Source organism: Streptomyces sp. NPDC005374 (assembly GCF_042872225.1).
In the GTDB taxonomy this organism is placed as follows: domain Bacteria; phylum Actinomycetota; class Actinomycetes; order Streptomycetales; family Streptomycetaceae; genus Streptomyces.
This window is the reverse complement of the sequence record NZ_JBIAKA010000011.1, coordinates 163893-189131: the sequence shown is the minus strand read 5'-3', so window position 1 is coordinate 189131 and position 25239 is coordinate 163893. Positions and strand designations below refer to the sequence as shown.

General features: G+C 69.0%; 29 protein-coding genes and 2 pseudogenes. 22 read left to right on the top strand and 9 right to left on the bottom strand.

From position 1 onward, the window contains the following. Window positions 1-57: 57 nt before the first annotated feature. The gene (locus tag ACFYRX_RS27880) at window positions 58-465 is read right to left on the bottom strand and encodes a hypothetical protein (RefSeq protein WP_389105126.1); all 408 of its coding nucleotides are present in this window, start codon (window positions 463-465) and stop codon (window positions 58-60) included. Window positions 466-587: 122 nt separating this feature from the next. Further along, complete coding sequence (locus tag ACFYRX_RS27875) at window positions 588-1364, bottom strand: intradiol ring-cleavage dioxygenase (protein WP_389105548.1); 777 nt, start codon at window positions 1362-1364, stop codon at window positions 588-590. A 176-nt stretch (window positions 1365-1540) separates the two neighbouring features. On the opposite strand from ACFYRX_RS27875, the gene ACFYRX_RS27870 reads away from it, so the two are divergent. After that, the gene (locus ACFYRX_RS27870) at window positions 1541-1846 is read left to right on the top strand and encodes a hypothetical protein (RefSeq protein ID WP_389105123.1); all 306 of its coding nucleotides are present in this window, start codon (window positions 1541-1543) and stop codon (window positions 1844-1846) included. A gap of 212 nt (window positions 1847-2058) precedes the next feature. Here ACFYRX_RS27870 and ACFYRX_RS27865 read toward each other — a convergent pair whose 3' ends face one another. After that, complete coding sequence (locus ACFYRX_RS27865; RefSeq protein WP_389105120.1) at window positions 2059-2202, bottom strand: hypothetical protein; 144 nt, start codon at window positions 2200-2202, stop codon at window positions 2059-2061. Window positions 2203-2267: 65 nt separating this feature from the next. Between ACFYRX_RS27865 and ACFYRX_RS27860 the strand changes: the two are divergent. From ACFYRX_RS27860 to ACFYRX_RS27835, 6 genes and pseudogenes are all read left to right on the top strand, one after another. Then, window positions 2268-2450: pseudogene (locus ACFYRX_RS27860) on the top strand (IS1380 family transposase); the annotation flags it as partial. Between the two features lie 391 nt (window positions 2451-2841). Further along, window positions 2842-3648 carry an SDR family oxidoreductase gene (locus ACFYRX_RS27855; RefSeq protein WP_389105117.1) on the top strand — a complete coding sequence of 269 codons (807 nt, stop codon included), beginning with the start codon at window positions 2842-2844 and terminating at the stop codon, window positions 3646-3648. Window positions 3649-3684: 36 nt separating this feature from the next. Further along, entirely contained in the window at window positions 3685-4569 is an 885-nt protein-coding gene (locus ACFYRX_RS27850; RefSeq protein WP_389105114.1) for a helix-turn-helix transcriptional regulator, read from the top strand. A gap of 70 nt (window positions 4570-4639) precedes the next feature. After that, window positions 4640-5017 carry a VOC family protein gene (locus ACFYRX_RS27845; protein ID WP_389105112.1) on the top strand — a complete coding sequence of 126 codons (378 nt, stop codon included), beginning with the start codon at window positions 4640-4642 and terminating at the stop codon, window positions 5015-5017. Window positions 5018-5138: 121 nt separating this feature from the next. Then, a pseudogene (locus ACFYRX_RS27840) lies at window positions 5139-5285 on the top strand (IS701 family transposase); the annotation flags it as partial. 640 nt (window positions 5286-5925) lie between these two features. Next, complete coding sequence (locus tag ACFYRX_RS27835) at window positions 5926-6429, top strand: Imm1 family immunity protein (RefSeq protein WP_389105109.1); 504 nt, start codon at window positions 5926-5928, stop codon at window positions 6427-6429. Window positions 6430-6764: 335 nt separating this feature from the next. Here the strand turns inward: ACFYRX_RS27835 and ACFYRX_RS27830 are convergent, their stop codons facing one another. Beyond that, complete coding sequence (locus ACFYRX_RS27830; protein WP_389105106.1) at window positions 6765-7127, bottom strand: hypothetical protein; 363 nt, start codon at window positions 7125-7127, stop codon at window positions 6765-6767. 284 nt (window positions 7128-7411) lie between these two features. Here ACFYRX_RS27830 and ACFYRX_RS27825 point away from each other — a divergent pair, with 284 nt between their 5' ends. Beyond that, complete coding sequence (locus ACFYRX_RS27825; RefSeq protein WP_389105103.1) at window positions 7412-7672, top strand: hypothetical protein; 261 nt, start codon at window positions 7412-7414, stop codon at window positions 7670-7672. Window positions 7673-7738: 66 nt separating this feature from the next. Here the strand turns inward: ACFYRX_RS27825 and ACFYRX_RS27820 are convergent, their stop codons facing one another. Next, entirely contained in the window at window positions 7739-8638 is a 900-nt protein-coding gene (locus ACFYRX_RS27820; protein ID WP_389105100.1) for an alpha/beta fold hydrolase, read from the bottom strand. Window positions 8639-8723: 85 nt separating this feature from the next. Here ACFYRX_RS27820 and ACFYRX_RS27815 point away from each other — a divergent pair, with 85 nt between their 5' ends. After that, window positions 8724-9308, top strand: coding sequence for a TetR/AcrR family transcriptional regulator (locus ACFYRX_RS27815; RefSeq protein ID WP_389105098.1), 585 nt, complete (start codon window positions 8724-8726; stop codon window positions 9306-9308). A gap of 316 nt (window positions 9309-9624) precedes the next feature. Further along, complete coding sequence (locus ACFYRX_RS27810; RefSeq protein ID WP_389105096.1) at window positions 9625-9969, top strand: DUF1330 domain-containing protein; 345 nt, start codon at window positions 9625-9627, stop codon at window positions 9967-9969. Here ACFYRX_RS27810 and ACFYRX_RS27805 read toward each other — a convergent pair. Both ACFYRX_RS27805 and ACFYRX_RS27800 read right to left on the bottom strand, forming a co-directional pair. Continuing rightward, the gene (locus ACFYRX_RS27805) at window positions 9959-10201 is read right to left on the bottom strand and encodes a DUF397 domain-containing protein (protein ID WP_389105093.1); all 243 of its coding nucleotides are present in this window, start codon (window positions 10199-10201) and stop codon (window positions 9959-9961) included. The two genes, ACFYRX_RS27810 and ACFYRX_RS27805, sit on opposite strands and share 11 nt — an antisense overlap. Continuing rightward, a complete protein-coding gene (locus ACFYRX_RS27800) occupies window positions 10198-10983 on the bottom strand; it encodes a Scr1 family TA system antitoxin-like transcriptional regulator (protein WP_389105090.1) in 786 nt (261 codons plus the stop codon). Before ACFYRX_RS27800 ends, ACFYRX_RS27805 begins: the two co-directional genes overlap by 4 nt. A gap of 169 nt (window positions 10984-11152) precedes the next feature. Between ACFYRX_RS27800 and ACFYRX_RS27795 the strand changes: the two genes are divergently transcribed. The 3 genes from ACFYRX_RS27795 to ACFYRX_RS27785 all read left to right on the top strand — a co-directional run bounded on the left by ACFYRX_RS27795 (window position 11153) and on the right by ACFYRX_RS27785 (window position 12348). Further along, window positions 11153-11623, top strand: a complete 471-nt coding sequence (locus ACFYRX_RS27795) for an ATP-binding protein (RefSeq protein WP_389105088.1) — start codon at window positions 11153-11155, stop codon at window positions 11621-11623. 70 nt (window positions 11624-11693) lie between these two features. Further along, window positions 11694-11852: a hypothetical protein gene (locus ACFYRX_RS27790; protein WP_389105086.1), complete on the top strand. Its 159-nt coding sequence runs from the start codon at window positions 11694-11696 to the stop codon at window positions 11850-11852. Next, the gene (locus ACFYRX_RS27785; protein WP_389105083.1) at window positions 11845-12348 is read left to right on the top strand and encodes a hypothetical protein; all 504 of its coding nucleotides are present in this window, start codon (window positions 11845-11847) and stop codon (window positions 12346-12348) included. Before ACFYRX_RS27790 ends, ACFYRX_RS27785 begins: the two co-directional genes overlap by 8 nt. A 72-nt stretch (window positions 12349-12420) precedes the next feature. On the opposite strand, the gene ACFYRX_RS27780 is transcribed toward ACFYRX_RS27785, so the two are convergent. Further along, complete coding sequence (locus tag ACFYRX_RS27780) at window positions 12421-12909, bottom strand: MarR family winged helix-turn-helix transcriptional regulator (protein WP_389105080.1); 489 nt, start codon at window positions 12907-12909, stop codon at window positions 12421-12423. Window positions 12910-13025: 116 nt separating this feature from the next. Here ACFYRX_RS27780 and ACFYRX_RS27775 point away from each other — a divergent pair, with 116 nt between their 5' ends. From ACFYRX_RS27775 to ACFYRX_RS27735, 9 genes are all read left to right on the top strand, one after another. Then, a complete protein-coding gene (locus tag ACFYRX_RS27775) occupies window positions 13026-13682 on the top strand; it encodes a nitroreductase family protein (RefSeq protein WP_389105077.1) in 657 nt (218 codons plus the stop codon). 54 nt (window positions 13683-13736) lie between these two features. Further along, window positions 13737-14420 carry a phosphoribosylanthranilate isomerase gene (locus ACFYRX_RS27770; protein ID WP_389105074.1) on the top strand — a complete coding sequence of 228 codons (684 nt, stop codon included), beginning with the start codon at window positions 13737-13739 and terminating at the stop codon, window positions 14418-14420. A gap of 138 nt (window positions 14421-14558) precedes the next feature. Then, a complete protein-coding gene (gene upp / locus ACFYRX_RS27765; protein ID WP_389105071.1) occupies window positions 14559-15224 on the top strand; it encodes a uracil phosphoribosyltransferase in 666 nt (221 codons plus the stop codon). Then, complete coding sequence (locus tag ACFYRX_RS27760) at window positions 15221-16129, top strand: EamA family transporter (protein WP_389105069.1); 909 nt, start codon at window positions 15221-15223, stop codon at window positions 16127-16129. The genes upp and ACFYRX_RS27760 overlap by 4 nt, the downstream gene beginning before the upstream one ends. Before the next feature lie 34 nt (window positions 16130-16163). Continuing rightward, window positions 16164-19991: an amino acid adenylation domain-containing protein gene (locus ACFYRX_RS27755; protein WP_389105066.1), complete on the top strand. Its 3828-nt coding sequence runs from the start codon at window positions 16164-16166 to the stop codon at window positions 19989-19991. 62 nt (window positions 19992-20053) lie between these two features. Next, window positions 20054-20338, top strand: a complete 285-nt coding sequence (locus ACFYRX_RS27750; protein WP_389105063.1) for a tautomerase family protein — start codon at window positions 20054-20056, stop codon at window positions 20336-20338. After that, window positions 20335-21267 carry a pseudouridine-5'-phosphate glycosidase gene (locus ACFYRX_RS27745; protein ID WP_389105060.1) on the top strand — a complete coding sequence of 311 codons (933 nt, stop codon included), beginning with the start codon at window positions 20335-20337 and terminating at the stop codon, window positions 21265-21267. The genes ACFYRX_RS27750 and ACFYRX_RS27745 overlap by 4 nt, the downstream gene beginning before the upstream one ends. 20 nt (window positions 21268-21287) lie before the next feature. Next, window positions 21288-22358 (top strand): alkene reductase, encoded by a 1071-nt coding sequence (locus ACFYRX_RS27740; RefSeq protein WP_389105058.1) that lies wholly within the window; start codon window positions 21288-21290, stop codon window positions 22356-22358. Further along, on the top strand, window positions 22355-23329 hold the full coding sequence (locus ACFYRX_RS27735) for a ribose-phosphate diphosphokinase (RefSeq protein WP_389105055.1): 975 nt from the start codon (window positions 22355-22357) through the stop codon (window positions 23327-23329). Before ACFYRX_RS27740 ends, ACFYRX_RS27735 begins: the two co-directional genes overlap by 4 nt. Window positions 23330-23442: 113 nt before the next feature. Here the strand turns inward: ACFYRX_RS27735 and ACFYRX_RS27730 are convergent, their stop codons facing one another. After that, on the bottom strand, window positions 23443-25104 hold the full coding sequence (locus ACFYRX_RS27730; RefSeq protein ID WP_389105052.1) for a pyridoxal phosphate-dependent aminotransferase: 1662 nt from the start codon (window positions 25102-25104) through the stop codon (window positions 23443-23445). Between the last annotated feature and the right edge of the window lie 135 nt (window positions 25105-25239).

Here is a 25239-nt window from a genome sequence, read left to right as displayed (position 1 = left end):
CGCCAGGTGAGACGGGGCCGTCCGTCACCCGACGGGGTGGCGGACGGCCCCTGTCGGTCAGGAAGGTAGCCAACTCGGCCACCAGGGAGGGACGTTGCCCGGACATGTCGGGTCCGGGTAGGAGTCCAGGACGCCGAGCCAGGTCACCAGGAACCAGGTGAACCACACGGTGAACGCGAGCCCCGCGGCCAGTGCCGCGCCGCGGTGACGCCTTCCCAGGGTGCCGTGCAGGACGGCCCAGGGCAGGGCGGCGGCGATCCAGATGAGCGGCGCGAGGAAGAGCAGGGCGAGGCTGTCGGCCGCCGTGTTGACGCCGGTGTCGCAGTCCGCCCACACCCTGTCGATGGCGGCGACGGAGACCAGGGCGACCAGCCCTCCGACAGGAACGCCGAACCGCATGCCCGTGGACCAGGATCCCGGAGTGCTCGCCGACCCGGCCGGCCCCGCCGGTCCCGCTCCTGCCATCGCCCGTCTCCCGTTCCCGGTCGTCGTGGAGCCGGAGAGGCTATCAAGCCGGAAGCACGCGCCCTGGGCCACCGTGCTTTTGGCCTACGGTCGCCCAGGGCGCGTGGGGATGAGCCGTCGCGTCAGCGCTCGACGCCGAGGGTCAGGGTGCCGGTGTAGCCGGCGGAGGGTGAACTGCCCAGTGCGGTGAGGGTCAGGAGGCCGGAGGAGGCTCCGCGGTCGTCGTAGATCCCGTCCTGGGCGAGGGTGGTGCGGGTGACCTTGTTGGCCGAGTACGGCGACAGCGCGCCGACCTTGGCGGTGATCGCCTCGTCGAAGAAGAGCTGGCCGGTGTGGAGTTCGGTACCGCCGGTGAAGGAGCCGTCGGAGGTGAGCGTGACGTTCACGTGCACCTTCACGTGGATGTGCACACAGCGGCCCACGTACCAACCCGGGTACACCGTGGTGATGTTGGCGACCCCGCCCGAGTTGGTGAGGACCCCGCCGCGCAGGAAGGTGCCGCTGTCGGGCTCGCTGTGGCCGTTGGCGCCGACGTAGTCGGAGTACTCGCCCAGCGCGTCGCAGTGCCAGATCTCGACGAGGGCGTTGCTGATCGTGGCGCAGGTGTCGTCGTCGACGACGGTGAGGGCGAGTTTGAGCGGGAAGCCGGTCTTGCCCTCGGTGATGTCGGCGCGAACGTACTGTCCGTCGAGGTAGTAGGGGCCCTCGGTCATCTCCTTGGTGAGGGTGCAGACCGCCGCGGCGGCGACGGGAGCGGTGTCTGCCGTGTCGGCCGTGGGGGCCGCGGGAGTCCTGGAGACGGCGGCCCCCACGGCGAGGGTCGCCGCGGTGGCGCCCGTGGCGACCAGGACGGTCCGGCGGCCGATCGGGGCGGTGTCGTTCATGGGGGTGTCGTTCATGGGGGCGTCGTTCATGGGGGTGTCTGTCATGAACACGGCATCTTAGGGATGGTGGCTGTCGGTGAGCTGTGGGTTCGGCAAAGTGAGGGACCGTCAAGTTTCTTGCGAGACAGGTTGCGGGGTGCTTCGAGGTGGACGCGGTAGCTTATCGGGGCGTATGACAACAAGGAGGGTGAATGGGGCTTACCGTGCGGGTCGAACGGCGTATCGCCGAGGACTTCCCCGGTCGGGAGGGCGAGGTGGTCGGGGATCTCCTCACCGAACTGGTCAACCACCTGACCGACCGGGGCGACCAGGGGGACAAGGAACGGATCGCGGCCGCGACCCTGCTGTGCGGACAGGGCCGGGTGGACCGGATCCTCGACGCCGTTCAGCTGGCCAAGGAGGACTGGCGGGACGTGCTGGTGGGGGCGGGGCTTGCGGATGCCGGGTGGAGGGAGCGGTTGGAGGCGGACTTCGGACCGGCCGTTTCCTCCGGCTGACACGCGGGCGTGGGCCCCGCCGTCACTGTCGAACCGCTTGGTTTCGACGGGACGGCGGGGCCGCGCGCTTCTTGGCGGGTCATGTGCCCTGGGAGGCAGCGGCGGGAGAAGGCGATCCATTCGTTGTGTATCTCGATGAGGAGGGCGGCGGCGGTGAGCGACATCGACGCGCCGCTTGGCCTCCCGCGACAGCCAGCGTTTTGCGAGCAGCTTCACGGGGTGCATCGGAAGTACAGGTGGGCGCCCGCTGTCCGCGCCCGGCGCGCCAGGGCTATGAACGTGTCCGTTGTGTCCTTGACGTCGAGGTAGTCGGCGAAGTCGATCTCTTCGATCTCGTACCACTGGGCCGCCACCATCGGCACGGCCTCCTCGGGGAGAGTGGCAAGGATGTCCCGCCAGCGGTCGGGGGGTTGTTGGAGGAGTACGCACGCGGGTATGGGAGTTGGCCAGCGCGGACATTCCGGCCGCCGACGGCCAGGTGATCGTGGACATCGACGGGGTGCTGGTCCTTGCGTACTCCGAGAAGCAGGACGCCACCCCAACGTGGAAGAAGACCTTCGGCCACCATCCGCTCGTCGCGTTCGCCGACCACGGCCCACCCGGCGCGCGAGCCGGGCCCTCAACCTGCCCCAGTCCCGAAAAGGCCCCACCGCACAGACACAAAGTCCCCACCAGCAAGCTGACGGGGACTCATGAACGATCGAGGCTGGGAAATCATCGCAGATCACAAGGCACTTCTTCGTTTCTGGGTGAACCATCCACGGGAATCGAGCCGGGGTGATCCGGACTCGGCGCACCAGGCAAGGGGGGTCTGACAGTACCTGTATCACCAGGGTCTCCCCGACGTCCCAAACGCCTGTCAACCTGGTTGAGCCGAAAGCGCCGACAAAACTCCATGGATACGCACTGCAGCTTTACTCTCGTCATTCAATTCAGCTGCCCCGAATAAGCGACCGTGTCGGCGCGTTCTTTTACGACAGAAGGGTCGGAGACCAATGGCGGACAGTCAGTTCACCACTCACGCAGAACTTTTCGATCTGAGGGGAAAGTACGCCCTTGTCACTGGCGGCACCAGAGGCATTGGGATGATGATAGCGCGCGGCCTTCTCCAGGCGGGCGCCCGCGTCGTCATCAGCTCACGCAACGCAGACACGTGCGCGGAGGCACAGCGTCTACTGTCCGAATTCGGCGACGTGCGAGCAATTCCCGCCGACCTGTCCCGGCACGACGAGTGCCAGCGCCTCGCTGATCTTGTCCAGGCCGACTCGGAATGCCTGGACATCCTTGTCAACAACGCGGGAGCGATGCGGCGCGAGCCACTGGCGACGTTCCCGGACGAGGCCTGGGACGCAGTGCTCGACCTCAACCTCAAGTCGCCGTTCTGGCTGGTGCAGGCACTGCTACCGGCACTTCGCAAGGCGGGCACCGCCGATGATCCCGCACGGATCATCAACATCGGCAGCATCGCCGCCATCCACGTCGCCCCGTCGCCCAACTACTCGTACGCCGGCAGCAAAGCGGCACTCCATCAACTCACCAGGGTACTTGCCAGGGAACTGGGCCCACAGCACGTCACGGTGAACGCGATAGCACCGGGAGTGTTCCCGTCACAGATGATGGACTCCACGCTCGATGCCATCGGCGACACGATCGCGGCGTCGGCCCCACTGCGCAGGCTCGGCCGCGACGACGACATGGCGGGTGCCGCCGTGTTTCTCGCCAGCCGGGCCGGATCCTACCTCACGGGTGCCATCATCCCGGTGGACGGCGGTACCGCAACGACCGCATCCGGTATCCATTAGTCTGCGGGACGGGCTTACGGTCAGGAGACAACCGCGATGGATCCACGCACCGAGATCCGGGAGTTCCTCAGCTCACGTCGCGCCCGCATCGCACCCGAGCAGGCGGGCCTGCCCGCTTACGGCGGCAACCGCCGGGTCAAAGGTCTGCGCCGCGAGGAGGTCGCGCTCCTGGCGGGGGTATCGGTCGACTACTACGTGCGCATGGAGCGCGGCAGCCTCGCCGGTGCCTCCGACGGCGTGCTCGAGGCGTTGGCCTCCGCCTTGCAGCTCGACGAAGCCGAGCGCGACCACTTGTTCCACCTCGCGCGCCAATCCGGGGCGCCCCGCAGCCCACGCCGGCGCAGGCCTGCCGTGGCGGTGCGCTCGACGCTGCAGCAGGTGCTCGACGCGATCTCCGATGCGCCGGCCTGGATCGGTAACGGCCGTTTTGACGTGCTCGCCATGAATCAACTCGCTCGCGCGCTGTATTCACCGGTCTTGGCCGACCCGCGACGGCCCGCGAACATAGCGCGGTTCGTCTATCTGACCCCCGCGACGGCCAGAGATTTCTTTGTCGACTACGACCAAGTCGCCGGTGGCGTGGCCGCGAAGCTACGCATGGAAGCCGGCCGCAATCCGCACGACGAGGAGTTGATCGCCCTGGTCGGCGAACTGTCAACGTGCAGTGAGCTGTTTCGGCAGCGGTGGGCATCTCAGGACGTGCGACTGCACCGGTCCGGCCGCAAGCGTATGCGCCATCCGATCGTGGGTCGGCTCGACTTGGACGTCGAACCCCTGGAACTGCCCGCCGAACCCGGCCTGCACCTCAACATCTACACCGCACCCGCGGGCACACCGACCGCTGACAATTTGGCGCTCCTGGCGTCGTGGGCGGCCACCCAACAGACCCTGGCGACCGAGCCCGAAGCACACAACGGATAGTCCAACCCCATCAGCCGTACCAGTACTCCAGCTGTAGATCGTGATCAGGTGTCGTGAGACGCTGCCCTTCGTGATCGCCAAGCTGCAGTGCGTGGTGTTGGACTGTGCCGAAGTCGTTGGGCTGTCCCGGTTCTACCAGTCGCTTCTCGGCGGCGTAGTGAACCAGCCGGATCCGCGGTGGGCGCTCGGGGAGGGCTGGGCGACACTCCACACCGATGGTGGGTTCGTACTGGCCTTCCAGCGCGTGGACAACTATCAGCCGCCGCGGTGGCCGGACTCCGCTCACCCTCAGCAGTTCCACCTCGACCTGGAGGTCAAGGACCTGGAACAAGCTCAGGACGACGTCCTCACGCGGGGCGCCACGCTGCTCGACGCGGGTGATGGCCAGCGGAGTTGGCGCATCTTCGCGGATCCGGCAGGACACCCGTTCTGTCTCGTCCGGCACTGACAGGAGACCGTGGAGGTGCCACCACCGTTGATCACCGTGAGTTGTGTGGACTGACGAAGAGACGGTGGCCGCGGGCCACAGCATAGATTCCGTGCGTTGGCGGGAGGCGTTCGAGATGGCCATGGGCCGGATAGCGGGCCGGTTCGCGCGGGTCGAACCGCGGCTGCGGGCCGGGCGGCTGGTGCTGGGCCTGCTGTCGGGCCTGCCGCGCAAGAACTGCTGGACGATCGCGGAGTGGGCCGGGGAGGCTGCCCCGCACGGCATGCAGCGAGATCCAGCGCCTGTTCAGCACGCTCGTCGTTCGGCCGGCCCACAACGCAGCCCACCGGATCGGCTGGTCCGACTGGCGACGTCGCCACCAAGCCCGGTCCCGCACCAGCCATTATCGGCGGCAAGCCGCATCCCAGACATGAAGATCACGATCTGCAGCTGGAGTATTAAGTCCTCGGTGGACTTGGCTTTCCAGGTCATCTGGGACGTGGCGGCACACAGGGTTTACGCATCAACTCCAGACAACGTGCTTTCGATCGGAATCGATTTTTCGTCGGAATATGCGGGGATTCTCTGGTATTGTGAGGGAATTATTTCCCATCGGGTATCCGCAGAGCTCGGTCATGATGTCGCGAACCATGCATGGGTGTCTCTGAACCCGACCCATCCGGACTTGGATCCCAAGGTTCTTTCGGATCCGGGGTGCCCTACCTTCTTCGACCGAGTCAGCGTGCTGCCTTTGTCCAGCGTCGGGCCAGTGGTGGAAGAGTGCTATCGGGAGGGCACCGGATTCAGGCCTACGCAAGTGCAATGGGTCAAGGGTCATTATACGGGGGAACTCTACGCAGAAGAGGGTCAGGATTAGGGCCGCACTGCGCGCAGCCGGGCTGACCTCAATCATTTCATGAAGGGAAGCGTTGATTCTGTCATTCGACCACCTCGGTGCAACTCGTCAACTCAATGGTCCTGAAGACGTCTCGCGATCTCTTGACGAGGTCTTCAATAGGGATCCGGATTCGGATATTCGTGTGAAGGCGGAATGGGTATTCCTGGAGAGTGAAGGCGATCAGGCTCCAGTGAGTATTCTGGAGGTCAGTGCCAATATAGAAAGCTGCTTTGGCGGTGTCGTCTGGTTCGCTGGATGGGATGACGCCAGGCGGTTCAAGCGGAACCCGGAGGACCAGCAAGACGACTTGGGTGATCACTTCTGGCTGTCCGACAGCGAGAACCCCCCGAAAATCGATCCAGAAGTGATGTCGGATCACTACAGTCCGCTGTATTTCGACCCGCAATGCGTTCTCCCGATTGCGGAAGTCCGTAAAGTGGTCGAGGAATACTGCGAGATTGAGGGAAACCGGCCCACAGGGATCCAATGGGTCGCCGGTACACAAGGTGGCAGTCGTTTCCCGGCAGCCACGTAGCAGGTCCGAGCGCAGGTGGGTCCTCGAACCAAGCGGTATGTCCCGCCTGCGCTGCTGACGAGGCATCAGATTCTGTGACTGATCTGGGTAGGCTGGCGCTTCCGATGCAAGGTTCCCGTGGCTTGCGATGAATGTTTCTGTTGGTTACGCAGAACGATCATGTCGCAACCCGCAGGCCTGTCAACGAAACGATGTTGCGGCACAACCGTGGTAGAACGGCTGGCCGACGGAACCGCCAAGCCCCTTGACCGCCGCCGATGACGAATAGGCTCGCCGAAATGGCGCACCGCTGTCGCGGCAAGGCGCGTCGACGCGGACGGTTGGGAGCCGGCAGGTCATGCGGGGTTTTCCGGGTCGCGGCGTTGCAGCATGTCGGCCAGGGGGATGCCGGTTCGGGCCGCTGCCGCACGTCGGGCTCGCAGCTGGGCTCGCGTCCGGGGTCGGAACTTCGGCTCTCGGCCGCAGCCGCAGGGTTCGAAGCCCTCGTAGCGCAGGCCGGCCGCCAGGACCGTGGCCACCACGGTCCACGCCTTGACGTTACGGCGCCTGGGTGCCGCGAAGTCGTGGCCGGCGCAGGTCATCGGCTGGGAGCAGTCGGGGCAACGGTGTCCGCCGCGAGCCGGGTGTCGCTTGAAAGCGACGCGGCAGGACACGCACGCGTAGTGCAGCTTGTGGGAGGTCTCGGCGTAGTGGCACACGGGGCGAACATACCCAGGGGCGCGGCAGGGCTGATGCGTTCTCAGCCAGCGAGATCCGTCAGCAGGTCGGCACACCGTGAGAATGCGGGAAGGCGCGGGGATGCAGGAGCGGCAGCGGATCACCGCCCGCCGGAGCGAACTGGACGCTCTCGCCGAGGAGTTGGGCAAGCGACTCCAGGAGGCAGGCCGAGCGGCACGAGCTGGCGATCGCGGAGCGGAGTGTTGAACCGCCTGGCCGAGCAGGCCCGGGCCGATGCCGGGCTGTCGCTCCGGCATCGGCGAAGGTGGCCGGGCGGGCGGTCCTGCTCATCCCGCACCGCGGCGGCGCGGCCGTCGAGGGCGGGCTGCCCGGCGACTACCGCAAGATCCTGGCGATCGTGCGGGAGGCGGGCGGCCCGGTGCAGGTCAGGGCGGTCGGCGAGCGGCTGGGGCTGGACGCCTCGGTACACGGCAAGCTGGAACCTTTGCGGGTGAAGATGACCAAGCTCGCCGCCAGGGGCTGGCTGCACAAGCGGGGCGACGGGCGGTTCACGGCACGTCCGTAGGCGCGCGGGGTGGGCCCGTAACTGACGGGCCCCGACGGCAATGGGGATCGCCCTCCTGCTAGAGCACTAACGGCCGCTGAAGAAGTCGGTGAGGGCGGCGGCGACGGCCTCGGGCTGCTCCTCGGGGATGTAGTGACCAGCGTCGGGCACGATGGCGCCGGTCACGTTCTCGGCCCACGGGCTGATGGAGGCCGCCATATCCGGGATCGAGCCGTGGCTGCTGGAGATTCCGAGGACGGGCGCGGTCAGCCGCCGTTGCTCGAGCGCCGCGTGGTTCTTGCGCGCGGACTCGGCGGCATCGCGATAGTAGGCGAGGCCGGCGCGCAGGCCGCCATCGACGGCGAGGGCCGCGCCGTAGTGGTCGAGCTCTGCTTCCTCGAACGCGTCGGGCGCGAGGGACTTGGTCTTCAGGAACCAGCTGATGTACTCCCGCTCGCGGCCGGCTATCAGCGTCTCGGGAAGATCGGGCACCACGTGGAACGCGAAGTGCCAGGCCTTGAACGCCAGAGTCGGGTCGAGAGGGATCGCTTCCGGCATGGTGATACCGGGAATTCCGGCGTCGAGCAGCGCGACCCCGTGCAGTCGGCTCTCGTAGTTCAGGGCGAGGGAGAAGGCGACCCAGGCGCCGATGTCGTGCCCGGCGAGCCAGTAGTCCCGCACGCCGAGAGCGTTCACAGCGGCCTGGATGTGCGCGGCGACCGTGTGCGTGTCGTAGCTGAGCTCCGGATGCTCGGAATTGCCTTGGCCCGGCCGGTCGATCGCTATGACCCGGAACCGATCGGCGAGAGCAGGCATGACCTTTCGCCAGGCCCACCACGTCTGCGGGAACCCGGTGAGCAGGACGACGGCCGGCCCGTCCGGCCGACCGCCTTCGACGGCGTGCAGGCGGACGCCGTCGGCGTCGACCCAGCGGTGCGTGAATCCGGTCAGGTCATGCAGGGGCAGGGCGGGGACGGGGTTGGTCATGGGAATCCTCCATCGAGGCAAGTGGACCGTGATTTGACGCTAGCACATCTTGGACTGATCGGTTCAAGATGCGAGAATGGGCCGCATGGCAGGCAAGAAGCAGTTCGACATGGACACGGTGCTCGACGCCGCGATGATCCAGTTCTGGCGCTCCGGCTACGCCGACACCTCGCTCGACGACCTGTCCCGGGCGACCGGCCTGAACCGCAGCTCGATCTACTCCTCGCTCGGCGACAAGGACGCGCTCTTCCTTCGCTGCCTGGATCGCTACGCCACGCGCTACGGCGGCAAGTTCGACGCCGCCCTCTCGTGCGCGGCCGAGGACCCCGTCGCCGCCGTCCGTGCGTTCTTCGATGTCACCCTGGGGCGCATCGCCGACCCCGCCGTGCCCGACGGATGTCTGATGGCCCAGTCGGTCATGGCGAGTCCGGCGCTGAGCCCGAGCGTCGCAGAGCGTGCCAAAGAGTTGTTCGGCCTACAGCGCCCGCGCCTGCGCACCGCGCTGAAGGCCGGCGGAATGTCCGACGAGAACGCCGAGGACTTCGCCGTGCACGTAGCGGCCGTGAACCAGTCTCTCGCGGTGATGGGGAGGGCCGGGTCGAGTCCGGAGCAACTCCGGGCGATCGTCGGTGTGACCGTCGACGCGCTCGTGCGGGCACTGGGCCGATGATCAAGGTTCTCGAAGCCTTTGATCAGAACAGGGGTCGCGTTCGCGTGCCATCCTCCCTGGTCGGTGTCCTGCAGCGCCACTGCCAGGGCATCGACTCCGCCTGCCCGGATCCGCAGCAGTCGACTACTACCGGTCACGCCCCCAGCACGCAATCGCCACGCTCGGACTCACAGCTTGAGAACGCATCGCCCCTGAGGGGCGCGGTGGTCGGCGAGGTGGTTTTCGGGGGCGGCGGTTACCTCTGAGGTCATCGACCCCGGTCCGGCAGCGTGCCAGGCTCACCGGCGTACCCCGTCGCACCGACCCGGAGGACGCCATGACCGCCTACGCCATAGCCCACCTGCGGAACGCCGCGCCGCACCCGGAGATCGCCGAGTACATCGAGCGCATCCCGGGCACCTTCGAGCCGTACGGCGGCCGCTTCCTGGTGCACGGCACCCAGCACGAGGTGAAGGAGGGCGGCTGGCCGGGGCACGTCGTCGTGATCGGCTTTCCGGGAATCGCCGAGGCGCGGGCCTGGTGGGACTCCGCCGCGTACCAGGAGATCGCCCCGTTGCGCTCATGGCACATCGAAGGCGACATCATCCTGGTCGAGGGCGTTCCCGACGGCTACGACCCGGCGGCCACCGCCAAGGGGATGCGGGACGCGCTCACTTCGTGACGTGGGTGAGGAAGTCGGCCCACGGGGTGGGGGCGGCGGTGAGGTGGGGGCCGTCCGGGTTCTTGGAGTCGCGGATGTGGATGGTGGCGGGGCAGGCGGCCACCTCGACGCAGTCGCCGTCGCCGCTGCTGCTGTAGCTGGACTTGCGCCAGGAGAGCGCGACTTCGACGCAGTCGTCGCCGGAGCCGCTGCTGTAGCTGCTCTTGAACCAGGCCAGTTCACTGGTGCTCATAGGTCCCCTCGCATCCGCTGCAACAGGCTCACGGAGTCCGAGATGGTGAGAGCCTGTGAACGCATCCTGGCATACCGCCGTTGGAGCACGCTGACCGCTTTCGGGTCGGAGATCAACAAGCCGCTCAACTGGCCTTCGTTGTAGGCGAACCACTGGGTCTCCGAGGTTTCCGCCAGGCGGATTGGGCCATGCAGTCCAGCGTGCGACTCGCGTACCGATGGCATGACCTGCATCTCGACGTTCCGCAGCTCAGAGACCTCCAGCAGGTGTTCCACGAGCTCCCGCGTCGTCTGCGTTCCGCCCGTGCGACGGAGAAGCAGATGTTCCTCGATGATGAAGCTGTAGGCGGTGTTCGGCCGGTCCCGCAGCAACTTCTGTCGTTCCGCCCGGGCGACCCACTGTGCCTCGATCTGTTCGTCGTCCAGCGGCGGGAGTTCGTCGGTGAAGAGCTGCCGCGCGTACGCCTCCGTCTGCAACAGCCCCGGAATCAACCGGCATTCATACGTGTACAGCGTGATCGCCGTCGCCTCCAGCCCCGCCCACTGCCGAAACCACGCCGCCAGTCCCGGCTGCCGAGCCAGCTTCGGGAACGACTTCCGCAGCGCACCCGTGTTCCCCGTCGCCTCCTCGCCCCGCTCCACGAGCACCAGATCCGGCATCCGGCGACCCAACTCCACTGACGCCACAGTGTGTTTGGAGAAGCCCACCAGGTCGCCGAACTCCTCCCGGCTCAACCCCGAATGCTCCCGCAGGGCTTGCAGCACCGCCCCGAACGTCCGCATGCTGTCCGACGACTCCGGCTCACCGCCACCTTCGACCACAGTCGGTCACCTCCCGCGCTCATGGTCACGGTACGTAACTCGTACTGTCCAGTCCGTGACCGCGTACGCTGCCGCAGCGTACGCGCGCCCCACCTGGTGAAGGGCCCGGCAGGACCGCCAGATTGGGTCCATGACCGCACCTCGCACCCACCAACCGCCGGTTACCGTACGTATGTTCACTCAGCGCCTCAGTCCCACCCCGCGCGGCGCCCGCCTCGCCCGCCACCTCGCCCTGAACCAGCTGCACGACTGGGGCGTCCCGCACGGCACCCCGGTCTCCGACGCCGTCGCCGTGATCGTCGCCGAACTCGCCGCGAACGCGGTGACCCACGGCCGGGTCCCGGGGCGGGACTTCGAGCTGCGACTCGCTCTCGTCACCGGCAGTGTCCGTATCGAGGTCACCGACACCCGCGACGAGCCCTTTCCCGTCGTACGACCGCTGCGGCCGCTCGGCGACGGGGGTCGCGGGCTCGTCCTCGTCGACGCCCTCGCCGACCGGTGGGAGGTACTGGACCGGGAGCCGCCGCCGGGAAAGACCGTGCGTGCCGAGGTCGATCTGCCGGGGTGGGCGGCCGTGGCCGCAAGAGCGGGCCGGGTCTGAGTCCCTCACTCCGACCTCCGCTCCCGGGCCGCTGCTGGATACTGGAGCGACTGCCGGGAAGGAGGGGGAGTTGCTGGGTGTCGCGAAGGACGAGGAGCGGGCCCGTAGCCTGCTGCGCGGCGACCTCACGGCGCAACAGGCCTTCACCGACCCGCAGTGCACGGCCGCCCTGGATCTCCCGCACGGAGATCCGATCAACATCGACATGAAGCGGTGGCCGGATGACTAGCGAGAGCGATACGCCGTCCCCTCTGATCACGACGGTGGACGCCCTTCGGCTGGCACTGGCGGAGAGCGTGGACCTCCTCGGGTTCACGCTCGGAGGGACGATCGACGAGGAGACGGCGGCGGTCGCGGAGGCCGGAGGGGTGCCGCGGGAGTTCCTGGACTTCTGCCGGGTGCTGGACGGTGTGGGCTGCGGACCGTCCGTGCAGCTCTTCGGTCTGGAGGAGGCCGAGGAGCACCAGTTCTACTGCGAGCCGGTGGTCGACTCCCCGCTGCCTCTGTCCCCCGAGAAGTTCTACTGTGTCGGGATGGTCCAGGAGGCACCGGTCTTCCTCGACCGCGCGGGCGGTGTCCTCGGCGCACCGGAAGAGGGCCCGGACTGGATCGACGCGGAGCGCTTCGAGCAGCTGGCGCCCAGCGTGGAGGCGTTCCTCCTGGAACGGCTGGTCGTTCCGCGGTTGGCCCGTCGCCTACTGACGGTGAGCCGGCCGAGCCGGTGACCCCGTGTCCGCCTCGTCGTCGTCCGTGCCGTAACTGCCGGGCGGCGGCGAGGCGTTGTGTGTGCGGCGGGTTCAGCGGGTGTCGCCGAGCGAGACCAGCAGGGTGCGCAGGACGCGGGTGAGGTCCTCGCGGTCGTCCGGAGTCAGGCCCGCGAGGATCTTCAGCTGGTTCTGGACGTGCCCTTCCACGGTGCGGTCGACCAGGTCGCGCCCCTCGTCGGTGAGGGCGATGTGCAGGCTGCGCCGGTCGCCGGGCACGGACTCGCGGGTGACCAGACCGCGGGCGACCAGCCGGTCGATGCGGTTGGTGAGCGCGGCCGAGCCGATCATGATGCTGCCGGCCAGCGCCTTGGCCGTGAGCGGTTGCCCGCTGCGGCGCAGGGTGGCGAGGACGTCGAACTCCCACGTCTCCATGTCGTACTGCGTGAAATAGTCCTTGAGCCGGGCGTTCACCAGTCGTGACAGCCGCAGGATGCGGCCCACCGTGCCCATGGCGTCGAGGTCGAGATCGGTGCGCTGGGCGGCCCACTGGTCCATGAACTCGTCGACGGAGTCACGCATGAGGTCACCTCCCGTTCAGATTTAGTTTGACAACGAAGTGTTTGACGCAAGTGTAGTTCATGGCATAGCTTCTCGACGTCAGATAGTTCGACATCGAAAAGTCAGGGGGTAAGGTCGTGAACGCACCGAACGTCGATCACGCCACCGTTTCCCGGATCATCCGTTCCCGCCGCAGTATTCGCCACTACCGGCCCGATCCGGTACCAGGCGCGCTGCTCGCGGAGCTGGTGGATCTGGCCCTGGAGGCGCCGTCGAGCTTCAATCTGCAGGCCCGCTCCGTCGTGACCGTCACCTCGGAGGAGGGGCGCCGGGCGCTCACCGCGGCCACCGGCGGACAGCCGCATCCGCAGGAAGCGCCGGTGATGCTCGTGTTCGTCGCCGAGTCCGCCGCCTGGCGCGAGGACCGCGGCGACGTGTGGGACACCGCGACGCATCGCGGGGCGTGGTCCGAACGGTTCGCCGCCGCTTCGCCCGACGACACCCGCCTCTTCTACGAGGACCTTGCGGGCCGGGGCCTGGAGCGGGAGTACGCGGTCAAGGACGCCATGATCGCCGCGTCCTTCCTCATGGTCGCCGCCGAGGCCGCAGGTCTGGCCACCAGCCCGATGAACGGCTGGGACGAGGGGGAGGTCAAGAAGGCCATCGGCATCGACGGCCGCGACGACCTGCACATCGCCCTGCTCATGCCGCTGGGTCACCCGGCCGAGAGCCGGCTTCACCCGGGGCGCCGGGACCGTGCGCTGACCTGCTTCAGCGAGACGTACGGACGCTGACACCACATCACAACCAAGCGCGAACTCCGCGCACCAACAGGGGGGTTGGTCTTCGTGACCACAGTCAACAAGCTCGTCCAGGTCGCAGGCGTCATCGACGCCGCCGAGGCGGACATGATCATCGGGCAGGGCGCCGACTGGATCGGCTTCGCGCTGCGTCTGCCGTCCGGCAAGGACGACATTCCCGAGCAGGACGCCGCGATGATCATCAAGGGCCTCGAAGCCCCGCACGCCGGCGTCCTGATCAGCTATCTCACCGACGCCCAGGAGATCAGCGACTTCTGCCACGAACTCGGCGTCGTCGCCGTGCAGTTGCACGGTGACGTGGAGACCGGGCAGCTGCGCCGCCTCAAGGAGATCCGGCCGGACCTCTTCGTGCTCAAGTCCCTCGTCGTCAAGCAGGACAACGCCGAGGAACTGCTGAAGCTCGTCGACGACACCCACGCCTTCGTCGACATGTACATCACGGACACCTTCGACCCGAGGACCGGCGCCAAGGGTGCCACCGGCCTCACCCACGACTGGAACGTCTCCGCCGAGCTCGTCCGGCGTTCGCCCAAGCCGCTGATGATGGCCGGCGGTCTGAACCCGGAGAACGTGGGCGACGCCATCCGCGCGGTCCGGCCCGCCGCCGTCGACGCGCACACCGGCCTGGAGGGCCCCGACGGGCGCAAGGACCGTGCCAAGGTCGCGAAGTTCGTCGCCGAGGCTCGTCGCGCCTTCGACGAGATCGGCTGAGCGCAGCACCGAAGCGGGGGCGTCCGGACCGCGATCCGGCCCGGACGCCCCTCCCTTCGCCGTGCCCTCGCCGAACGAGTCGAGAGAGTCGAGCGAGTCGTACGAGTCGGACCCAACAGACCCGAAGGAGCCCACGCCGTGACCACGGGCCACAACGTCCATCTGCTCCCGCAGACCGACCAGCTCCGCGCCATCCACACGATCGTCCGGGACAAGGACTGCACCCGGGAGGACTTCGTCTTCCACTCGCGCCGTGTCATCCGGCAGCTGCTCGAAGCCGGCCTCGACCTCCTGCCGTTCACCAAGAAGGACGTCACCACCCCGGTCGGCACCACCTACCAGGGACTCGAGTTCGCCTCGAAGATCTGCGCGGTGCCCGTCATCCGGGCGGGCGAGGCCATGGAGGGCGAACTGCGCTACCTCCACCCCGGCATCCGCGTCGGCAAGATCCTCATCCAGCGCGACAAGCGGACCAAACTGCCGCACCTGTACTACCAGCACCTGCCCGCGGACATCGCCGACGGCCACGTACTGCTGCTGGAGCCGATGCTCGCCACCGGCGGCTCCGCGATCGCCGCGATCGACGTGCTGCGCGAGGCCGGGGTGCCCGAGAAGCACATCATCATGATCAACTTCCTGTCCTCCCCCGAGGGGCTGCGCCGGGTGGGCACCGAACGCCCCCAGGTCACGATCGTCACCAGCGCGATCGAGGACCGGCTCAACCAGCACGCGTTCATGGTCCCGGGCATCGGCGACTTCGGCGACCGTTTCTTCGGGACGACCGACTCCGGAGCCACCACGTGAGCAGTCAGCGCCTCGCCGCGACCTCCGCCCTCACCGCGCTCGCCCCCGCCGTCTGGGGATCGACGTACCTCATCACCACCGAGTTCCTGCCGCCGGACCGGCCGCTGCTGGCCTCCACCCTGCGCGCCCTGCCCGCGGGACTTCTCCTGCTGCTCATGACCAGGACGCTCCCCAGGGGCATCTGGTGGTGGCGGGCCGTCGTCCTGGGTGTCCTGAACATCGGCGCCTTCTTCTATCTGCTGTTCCTCGCCGCCTACCACCTGCCCGGTGGAGTGGCCGCGCTGGTCATGTCGATCCAGCCGATGATCGTGCTGCTGCTCGGCTCGGCGCTGCTGAAGGACCGGATCCAGCCCGTCCACCTGGTGTCCTGCCTGGTCGGCGCCGCCGGAGTCGCCCTGCTCGTGCTGCAGCCGCGCGCCGGTCTCGACGGCGTCGGCGTCCTGGCCGGGCTCCTCGGCGCCCTGTCCATGGCCTCCGGCATCGTGCTCACCAAGAGGTGGGGCCGTCCCGAGGGCGTCGGACTGCTGACGTTCACCGGCTGGCAGCTCACCGTCGGCGGACTGGTCCTGCTGCCCGTCACCCTCGCCGGCGAAGGCCTGCCCGACCACCTCACCTGGACCAACGTCGGCGGCTTCCTCTACCTCAGCGTCATCGGCGCGCTCATCGCCTACGTCCTGTGGTTCCGCGGTCTGTCCCGGCTGCCGGCCCTCGCCGCCTCCTTCCTGTCCTTCGCCTCACCGCTGTGCGCGACGGTCCTCGGCTACCTCTTCCTCGACCAGACCCTGCGCCCGCTCCAACTCCTCGGCGCGGCCGCCGTCGTGGGCGCGGTCGTCCTCGCCCAGCCGCGGGGCCGGGACCGCAGACCCGCCCCGGCGCCGCCCGAACGCGTGGCGAGCCGGGTCTGATCGACTCTCATCAATGATTCGGGGGAATCACCGCATGAACACCGAGGCACCCATATCCGGTGTGTCCTTCAAGCCCGCGTCGCTGCGCGGCCTGCTCGCCCACCAGGCGGGACTGCGCCCCGACGACACGGCAGTCACCACCGCCGACGGAAGTCTGACCTTCCACGAGCTCAAGTCCCTGGCCGACCGGCTGGGTTCCCGGCTCGTCGGACTCGGCGTCACGCCCGACACCTGCGTAGGGCTCTACACCGAGTCCTCCGCGGACCTCATGACCGGGGCCTGGGGCATCCTGACCGCCGGCGCCGCCTATCTGCCGCTCTCGCCCGACTACCCGGAGGCCCGGCTCAGACACATGGTCGAGGACTCCGGCGCCCGGGTGATCGTCACCCAGCCCCATCTGCGCGAGCAGGCACGGCAGTTGGCTCCCGAGGGCACGGTCGTCCTCGACCTCACCGACATCCCCGAGGACGCGGCGTCGCCCCTGCCGGCCCCGCACGGCGACCATCTCGCCTACGTCATCTACACCTCGGGCAGCACCGGCCGGCCCAAGGGGGTGATGATCGAACAGCGCAGCATCGTCTCCCAGTTGCGCTGGCTGGCCAACTGCGGACACCTCGGCCCCGGGGTGTCCATCCTCCAGAAGACGCCGATGAGCTTCGACGCGGCACAGTGGGAGATCCTCGCCCCCGCCGCCGGAGCACGGGTGGTGATGGGAACCCCGGGTATCTTCCGGGACCCCGAGGCCGTCATCGCCATGATCTGCGCGCACCGGGTGACCGCGCTCCAGGCCGTGCCCACCCTGCTCCAAGCCCTCGTCGACACCGAGGAGTTCGGCGCCTGCACCTCCCTGACCCGGCTCTTCTCCGGCGGCGAGGCCCTCACCCGCCCACTGGCCCAGGAGCTGTTCACGGCCCTGCCGGGCGTCACCCTGGTCAACCTCTACGGCCCGACCGAGACCACGATCAACGCCACCTCGCACTGGATCGACCCCGACGCCCTCGACGCCGCACCGGCCGGGATCCTGCCGGTCGGCGTGCCCGCCGACAACGTGACCTGCTACATCCTCGACGAGAACATGCAGCCGGTCGACATCGGCGAGAGCGGTGAGCTGTTCGTCGGCGGCGTCCAGGTCGCCCGCGGCTACATCGGCCTGCCCGAGGCGACCGCCGGACGCTTCCTCACCTCGCCGTTCAATCCGACGGAACGCCTGTACCGCACGGGCGACCTGTGCCAGTGGAACCCGGACGGCACCGTCCAGTTCACCGGCCGTACCGACAACCAGGTCAAACTGCGCGGCTACCGGGTCGAGTTGGAGGAGGTGGCGTCCCGGATCGAGGAGCACACCTGGGTGCGGCGCGCGGCCGCCGTCGTCACCGACGATCCCCGCACCGGCGGCCAGTCCCTCGTCGCGGCAGTGGAGTTGAACGAGCGCACCGCCGCGGTCATGGACCAGGGCCGCGACGACGCCGCCCACCACCGGTCCAAGGCGTCCAAGGTCCAGGTCAGGGCCCAGCTCTCCAACCCGGGACTGCGCGGCCCCGCCGAACTGGCAGGCCGCCCCGTGCTCGAACTGCCCGGCCGGCAGGCCACCGAGGCACAGCGCCGCGAGGCCTTCGCCCGCAAGACCTACCGCCGTTACGACGGCGGCGCGGTCACCGCGGACGACGTGCTCGCCCTGCTCTCCCCGCGCCGCCGTACGCTCTGCGCGCCCCGGGCGCTCAGCGAGCTCACGCTGACGGAGCTCGGCCGGCTCCTGCGCTGGTTCGGCCCGTTCCGCAGCGACGAACGGCTGCTGCCGAAGTACGCCTACGCCTCGCCCGGCGCCCTGTACGCCACCCAGACGTATCTGGAGATCGACGGCCTGTTCGGGCTGTCCGGCGTCTACTACCACCACCCCGCCGACCACACCCTGGTGCGCGTCGGCGACCCGGGCCACGGCACGTCCCGTCCGGTGCTGCGGGTGCACTTCCTCGGGCGGACACAGGCCATCGAGCCCGTGTACAAGAACAACATCCTGGAGGTCCTGGAGTTCGAGGCCGGCCACATGCTCGGCGTCTTCGAGGAGGTTCTGCCCGAACTCGGCCTGACCATCGCCCCGGTGGGCTTCGACCCGGCGGTCGCGGACCGGCTCGACGCGGCCGACGGCGACCGGTACCTGGGCACCTTCGAGATCACCCCGTACCGGGACCGGGAGCGGCCGGAGGAGGCCGAGCTGTTCGTCCAGGCCCACGGGGACCTGGTGGCGGGACTGCCGGCGGGGCTCTACCGCCACCGGGACGGACGGCTCGACCCGGTCGGCTCCGGGGTCGTGGAGAAGCGGCACGTCATCGCCATCAACCAGAGCGTGTACGAGCGCTCCGCCTTCGGGATCAGCGCCGTCTCCCGGGCCACCGACGCGTGGCGGCACTACATCGTCCTCGGCACCCTGCTGCACCGCCTCCAGCGCACCGCGGGCTTCGGTCTGATGTCCTCCGGTTACTCCTCCAAGTCGGGCAATCCTTTGCCGGCCGCCCGCCGCCTGGACGATCTGCTGGCCGCCGCCGGAGCGCCTCCCGCTCCCGCCTCGTACTTCTTCGTCGGCGGCCGGATCAGCACCGACCAGGCCGCGCACGAGGGCATGGCCGAGGACGCCGTGCACACCCGGGGCCCGGCCGAACTGATCCGCGACGACATGGCGCGGTTCCTGCCCGACTACATGATCCCGGCCCGGGTCGTGGTGGTGAACGAACTACCGCTGACCGCCAACGGGAAGATCGACGCCAAGGCCACGGCCGCGCTCCCGGAGGTCGCCGCGATCCGCAGCGCCGCCGAGTACGTCGCCCCCGCCACGGCGACGGAACGCTGGCTGGCCGCCGAGTGGGGCCGGATGCTGAAGTACGAGGATGTGTCCGTCCAGGACGAGTTCTTCGCATCGGGCGGCAACTCGCTGCACGCCGTCGCGCTGGTCAACCGGATCAACCGGGAGTTCGACGCCGGCCTGCCGCTCCAGGTGATCTTCGAGTCGCCGAAGCTGGCCGACCTCGCCGCCCGCATCGACCGCGGCGCCCCGGAGACCGGCTCCCGGCTGGTGCCGCTGCACGGCGGCCCCGGCGATCCGGTCTTCTGCTGGCCGGGCCTCGGCGGCTACCCGATGAACCTGCGCCTGCTGGCCCAAGGGGTGGGCCTGGACCGGCCCGTGACCGGGATCCAGGCCCACGGGATCAACCCCGGCGAGGTGCCGCACGGCACCATCCGGGAGATGGCGACGGCGGACGTCGCGGAGATCCGCCGGGCCCAGCCGTCCGGACCGTACACGCTGTGGGGCTACTCCTTCGGCGCGCGCGTGGCCTTCGAGGCGGCGTGGCAGCTGGAGCGGTCCGGCGAGAAGGTGGACAGCCTGCTGCTGATCTGCCCCGGCAACCCCGAGGTCGGATCAGGGGACGGGCGGCAGTGGGGCCGTGAGGCGTCCTTCGCCAACCCGGCCTACGTCACCATCCTGTTCTCCGTCTTCGCGGGCACCACCCACGGCCCCGCCGTACAGGCCTGTCTGCGGCAGGTGACCGACGAGGACTCCTTCGTCGAGTTCGTCCACGACCGGCTGCCGGCCCTGGGTGAGGAAACGATCCGCCGTATCACCCGGATCGTCGCCGGGACCTACGAGTTCGAGTACAGCTTCCGCGAACTGCGCGAGCGCCGCATCGAGGCGCCCGTCACGGTCTTCAGGGCGCGCGGCGACGACTACTCCTTCCTGGAAGCCAGCTCCGGCTACTCGGCCCGGCCGCCGGTGCTCGTGGACCTCGACGGCGACCACTACGGCGTGCTCAAGAAGCACGGAGTGAACGAACTGATCGCCCGCATACGGGATCTGACACACCGTCACTGAGACTCCTCGCCCCGTGAGTTCCCCCGCCGCGGGGCGAGGTCCCGACCGAAAGGGACGCGGCCGTGCCGCACATCACCATCAGCCATTTCCCCCGCACCTTCACCGAGGCCGAGCGATCCGAGCTGGTCGCCGCCCTGACCGACACCGTCACCCGGGTGTTCGGGGTCGAGGAAGGTGCGGTGTCGATCGCAGTCCAGCCCGTCGAGCCGTCGCGGTGGACGGAACGGGTGCACACACCCGAGATCGAGGCCAAGGCCCATCTGCTGTGGAAGCAGCCGAACTACTCCCGGCCCGTTCCCGGCTCCGAGCCGGTCCCCGCCGAAGGAACCCGAGAAGGTACCCGATGAGCACCCGTATCCCGATCCACTACAGCGAAGAGGTCCGTGAGGCCCTGCACGAACGGCGGCCCGTCGTCGCGCTGGAGTCGAACGTCATCACCCACGGCCTGGCCTACCCGCACAACGCCGAGACGGCGTACGAGGTCGAGGCCGCCGTCCGCAAGGGCGGCTCCGTCCCGGCGACGATCTGCGTCGAGGACGGGGCCCTCAAGGTCGGCATGACCGAGCAGGACATCGAGCGGTTCGCGTCCGGGACCGGCATCCCCAAGGTCTCCAGCCGCGACCTGCCCGTGGTGCTGGCCCGCCGGGGTCCCGGCGCGACCACCGTCGCCTCCTCGCTCGTCGCCGCCGAACTGGCCGGCATCCCGTGGTTCTCCTCGGCCGGCCTCGGCGGCGTCCACCGCGGGGCCGAGACCACCATGGACGTCTCCTCGGACCTGATCCAGCTCACCCGCTCCAAGGTCGCGGTCGTGTGCGCCGGCGCCAAGATGATCCTCGACCTGAAACTCACCATGGAGTACCTGGAGACGCAGTGCGTCCCGGTCCTCTCCCACGGCTGCGACGACTTCCCGGCCTTCTACTGCGCCTCCAGCGGCATCAGGTCCCCGCACCGCATCGACGACGAGGACCTGATCGCCGAGGTCGTCGCCACCCACTGGGCCACCGGCCACCCCGGCGGCGTGATCGTCGCCACCCCGCCGCGCGCCGAGGACGCCGTCGACCGGGCCGAGGCCGAGGCCGCCATCCAGGACGCGCTCGCGCAGGCCGAGCGGGACGGCGTGGGCGGCCAGGGACTGACCAAGTACCTGATGCACGCGGTCGACCGGGCCACCGGAGGCCGCACCGCCCAGGCCAACATGGCCGTCCTCATCTCCACCGCCGAGGTCGGCGGCCGCCTCGCCGCCGCCTACGCCCGCCACCAGACCGACCGCGCCTGACACCCTCGTAAAGGAAGATCATGACCTCGCTGTTCGACTCCGTCACCTTCGGCAAGCTCACCCTGGACAACCGGCTCGTGATGGCCCCCATGACCCGCAACCGGGCCAAGCCGTGCGGTGGGGCCACCGAGCTGATGGCCGAGTACTACGCCCAGCGTGCCTCCGCCGGCCTGATCATCACCGAGGGCACCCAGCCCTCCCAGGTCGGCCAGGGCTTCCTCAACACGCCCGGCCTGCACCACCCCGAGCAGGTGAAGAGCTGGCGCACCGTCACGGACGCCGTGCACGCTGCGGGCGGAAAGATCGTGGTCCAGCTGATGCACTCGGGCCGCATCGGCCACCCCGCGCTGTACGACAGCGCCCACCGGCCGGTCGCCCCGTCCGCGATCGCCGCCGCCGGACAGTGCTTCACCCCGGCCGGCCCGCAGGACTACCCGGTCCCGCACGAGCTGACCGCCGACGAGATCGCCGCCACCGTACGGGACTTCGCGGACGCCGCCCGGGCAGCGGTCGAGGCCGGGTTCGACGGCGTCCAGGTGCACGCCGGCAACGGCTTCCTGCTGCACCAGTTCCTCGCCGAGAACACCAACCACCGCACCGACTCCTACGGCGGTTCGCTCGCGGGCCGGATCCGGCTCACCGTCGAGGTCACCGAGGCCGTCGCCGCCGCGATCGGCAACGAGCGCACCAGCGTGCGCCTCTCGCCCGGCAACACCTACAACGACATCGCCGAGGGCGACACCCAGGCGCTCTACGCGGCCCTCGTCCCGGCGCTGCCGGAGCTGGCGTTCCTGGAGGTCTGCGAGATCGTCTCGCGCCCTGTCACCCGGGCCGTGCGCGAGCTGTGGCAGGGCGGCCTGGTGGTCAACCCGCACGCCACCCCGGACTCCTTCCCGGCCTCCGCCGAGACCGCGCAGCAGATCCTGGACGACGGCCTGGCCGACGCCGTCTCGCTCGGCGCCCTCTTCCTGGCCAACCCCGACCTGCCGGCCCGTATCGCCTCCGGCGGACCGTTCAACACGGCCGACGAGTCGGCCTACTACGGCGGCGACCACCGCGGCTACACCGACTACCCGGTGCTCGGCCGGTGACCTCCGTGACCCGTGGCGCCCGGCGGGAGATGCTCCTGTTCTCCGGCCGGGCCCACCCCGACCTCGCCGACCGCATCGCCCGGGAACTCGGCACCCGCCTGGTGCCTACCCAGGCACGGGACTTCGCCAACGGGGAGATCTACGTCCGCTTCGAGGAGTCGGTGCGCGGCGCGGACTGCTTCGTCACGCAGTCCCACACGGCGCCCATCAACACGTGGATCATGGAGCAGCTCATCATGATCGACGCGCTGAAACGGGCCTCGGCCCGGAGCATCACCGTCGTGGCGCCCTTCTACGGCTACTCGCGGCAGGACAAGAAGCACAAGGGCCGGGAGCCCATCTCGGCCCGGCTGGTCGCTGACCTGCTGAGCGCCGCCGGTGCCGACCGGGTCATCACGATCGACCTGCACACCGACCAGATCGTGGGGTTCTTCGACGGCCCCATGGACCATCTCTTCGCCCTGCCCATCCTCGCCGACCACATCGCGGCGGGCACCGACCGGGAACGGCTGACGGTGGTCTCACCGGACGCCGGCCGGGTCCGGGTCGCCGACCGGTGGTGCGACCGGCTCGGCGCGCCGCTGGCCATCGTCCACAAGAAGCGGGACAAGGATGTGGCCCACCAGGTCAGCGTGCACGAGGTGGTCGGCGAGGTCGCGGGCCGGGTGTGTGTCCTGGTGGACGACATGGTCGACACGGCGGGAACGATCTGCGCGGCGGCGGACGCGCTGTACGCGAACGGCGCCGAGGACGTCATCGTGGCGGCCACGCACGGCATCCTGTCCGGGCCCGCGGTGGACCGGTTGAAGAACTCCCGGGTCAGCCGGTTCGTCTTCACCGACACCCTGCCCACGGCCGGTGCGACCGGCCTGGACAAGGTCGAGGTCCTGTCGGTCGCACCGCTGATCTCGCACGCGATCCGGGAGATCTTCGAGAACGGCTCGGTGACCAGCCTTCTCGACGAGCTGTGACCGACGAACTGTGACGGACGGCCTGTGACGGACGGCCTGTGACGGACGGCCTCCGGCGGGGGAGACCCTGCCGGAGGCCTTTCGTTCCGGAGCCGGCCTCGTCAGAGCGGGGGCTATCCCGCCTGACCCATCCCCGCCGCGTTCGGCCAGCTCTGCGCGTTGGGCCAGCCGGTCGCGGGGGCCGTGGACAACTCCGGCGGCACCCCCGCCGCCGGTGCGGTCATGCCCCGGACCTGCGCGGCCGTGAGCCCCCCTCGGGCCGGGACTCCCGGCGGGGTGGGACCGCTCGGCGCGCCGAAGGGCATCGGGGCCGGGGCCTGAGGCATCGGGACCTGGGCAGCGGGAGCCTGGGGCATGGGAGCGGGGGCCTGCGGCATCGGGGCCGGGGGAGGCGCGGGCGCCGCTGCCGCCATCGGCATGCCCACCATGCCCATCCCCATCCCGTCCGACGGGGCCGAGGCAACGGCGACCGGTACCGGCTGAGGCATCTGCATCGGCATCGGCATGCCGACCCCGCCCATACCGCCGCCACCGCCGACGGCCATCGCCGCGAGATCCTGCATGCCGGCCCCGTTGGTCTGGCCGACGAGACGGTCCACTGCCGCCGTACCCGAGCTGTAGCTGGTCCCTTGAGCGAGCTCGGGCACGGCGGCTCCCCTCCTGGTCCCGTAGAGCACCTGTTCCAGGCCGGAAACCAGGCGACGCACGTCCACCTGGGGGCGCACCACGAGCCGCAGGAAGCGGCTGGACGATCCGATCTTGTTGCCGCACTCGCGGACGAGGATGCGGTGCTCGGTGAGCATCCGGTCCCGGACCACGGTGCCTTCGGCGCCGACGGGCAGGCGCACGAAGAGGAAGTTCCCCTGCGAGGGGTAGACGGTGAGGCCGGGCAGCTGGGAGAGCTGGCTCGCCATGTCGAGGCGGTCCCGGCGGACCTGGTGCAGACTCTGCGCGTACTCGGCGCCGTGCTCCTTGAGCATGAACACCACGTACTCGGCGAAGGCGTTGAGGTTCCACTTCGGCAGCATCGAGCGGACCCGGCCGGCCAGCGAGGGGTTGGCGACCATGTAGCCGAAGCGGATGCCGTGCAGGCCGAAGTTCTTGCCGAGGCTGCGCAGGACGATGACGTTCGGCCGGATCATCGCCTCCTGGACGACCGAGGGCTCCTGCTCGGCGTCGGCGAACTCCAGGAACGACTCGTCGATGACGATGAGGTCCAGATCGGCCATGGCGTCCATGAACTGCACGAGCGCGTGCTTGTGCAGGAAGCCGCCGTCGGGGTTGTTCGGGTTGCAGATGACCGCGACCCGCGTGCCCCGGGTGCGGATGAACTCGGCGTACTGCGCGAGGTCCAGGGCGAAGCCGCTGGACTCCTGGAGCGGGAACATGTCGACCCGCTTGCCGGTCTCCATCGGCTGGTCGGTCCAGCGGCCGAAGGTGGGGACCGGTATGGCGAGGGACTCGCGGACCAGCAGGTGGTCGATCCAGGTGATCAGTTCGGTGGAGCCGTTGCCCATCGCCACGGCCTGCGGCGGGAGTTGGAGCAGGTTGCACAGCTCGGCGGTGATCGTGTCGGCGCTGCTGGGGTAGTACGTGATGATGTCCTTCAGCCGCGAGGCCATGGTGTCCATCATCGCCGGGGTGGGAAAGTAGGGATTGCAGGGGATACAGAAGTCCACCGGCCCCGTCCCGTCTCCGCCTTCGCGCGCCAGCGCCGCCATGGACGGGCTGTGCGCAGAAGTGCTGCGGAACAACGAGGTGACGTTGTCGGCCATCGAACCTCCGTATGGGGCGGACCCGGTGGGGACGACCGGGTCCGTCGTCATTGGGTGGCCCGCGCGGGGGAGCACGGGCCGCCCTTACATACGGAAATCCGGGTGGCGCTGTTCAACGGGTGTGAAAGAAGTGTG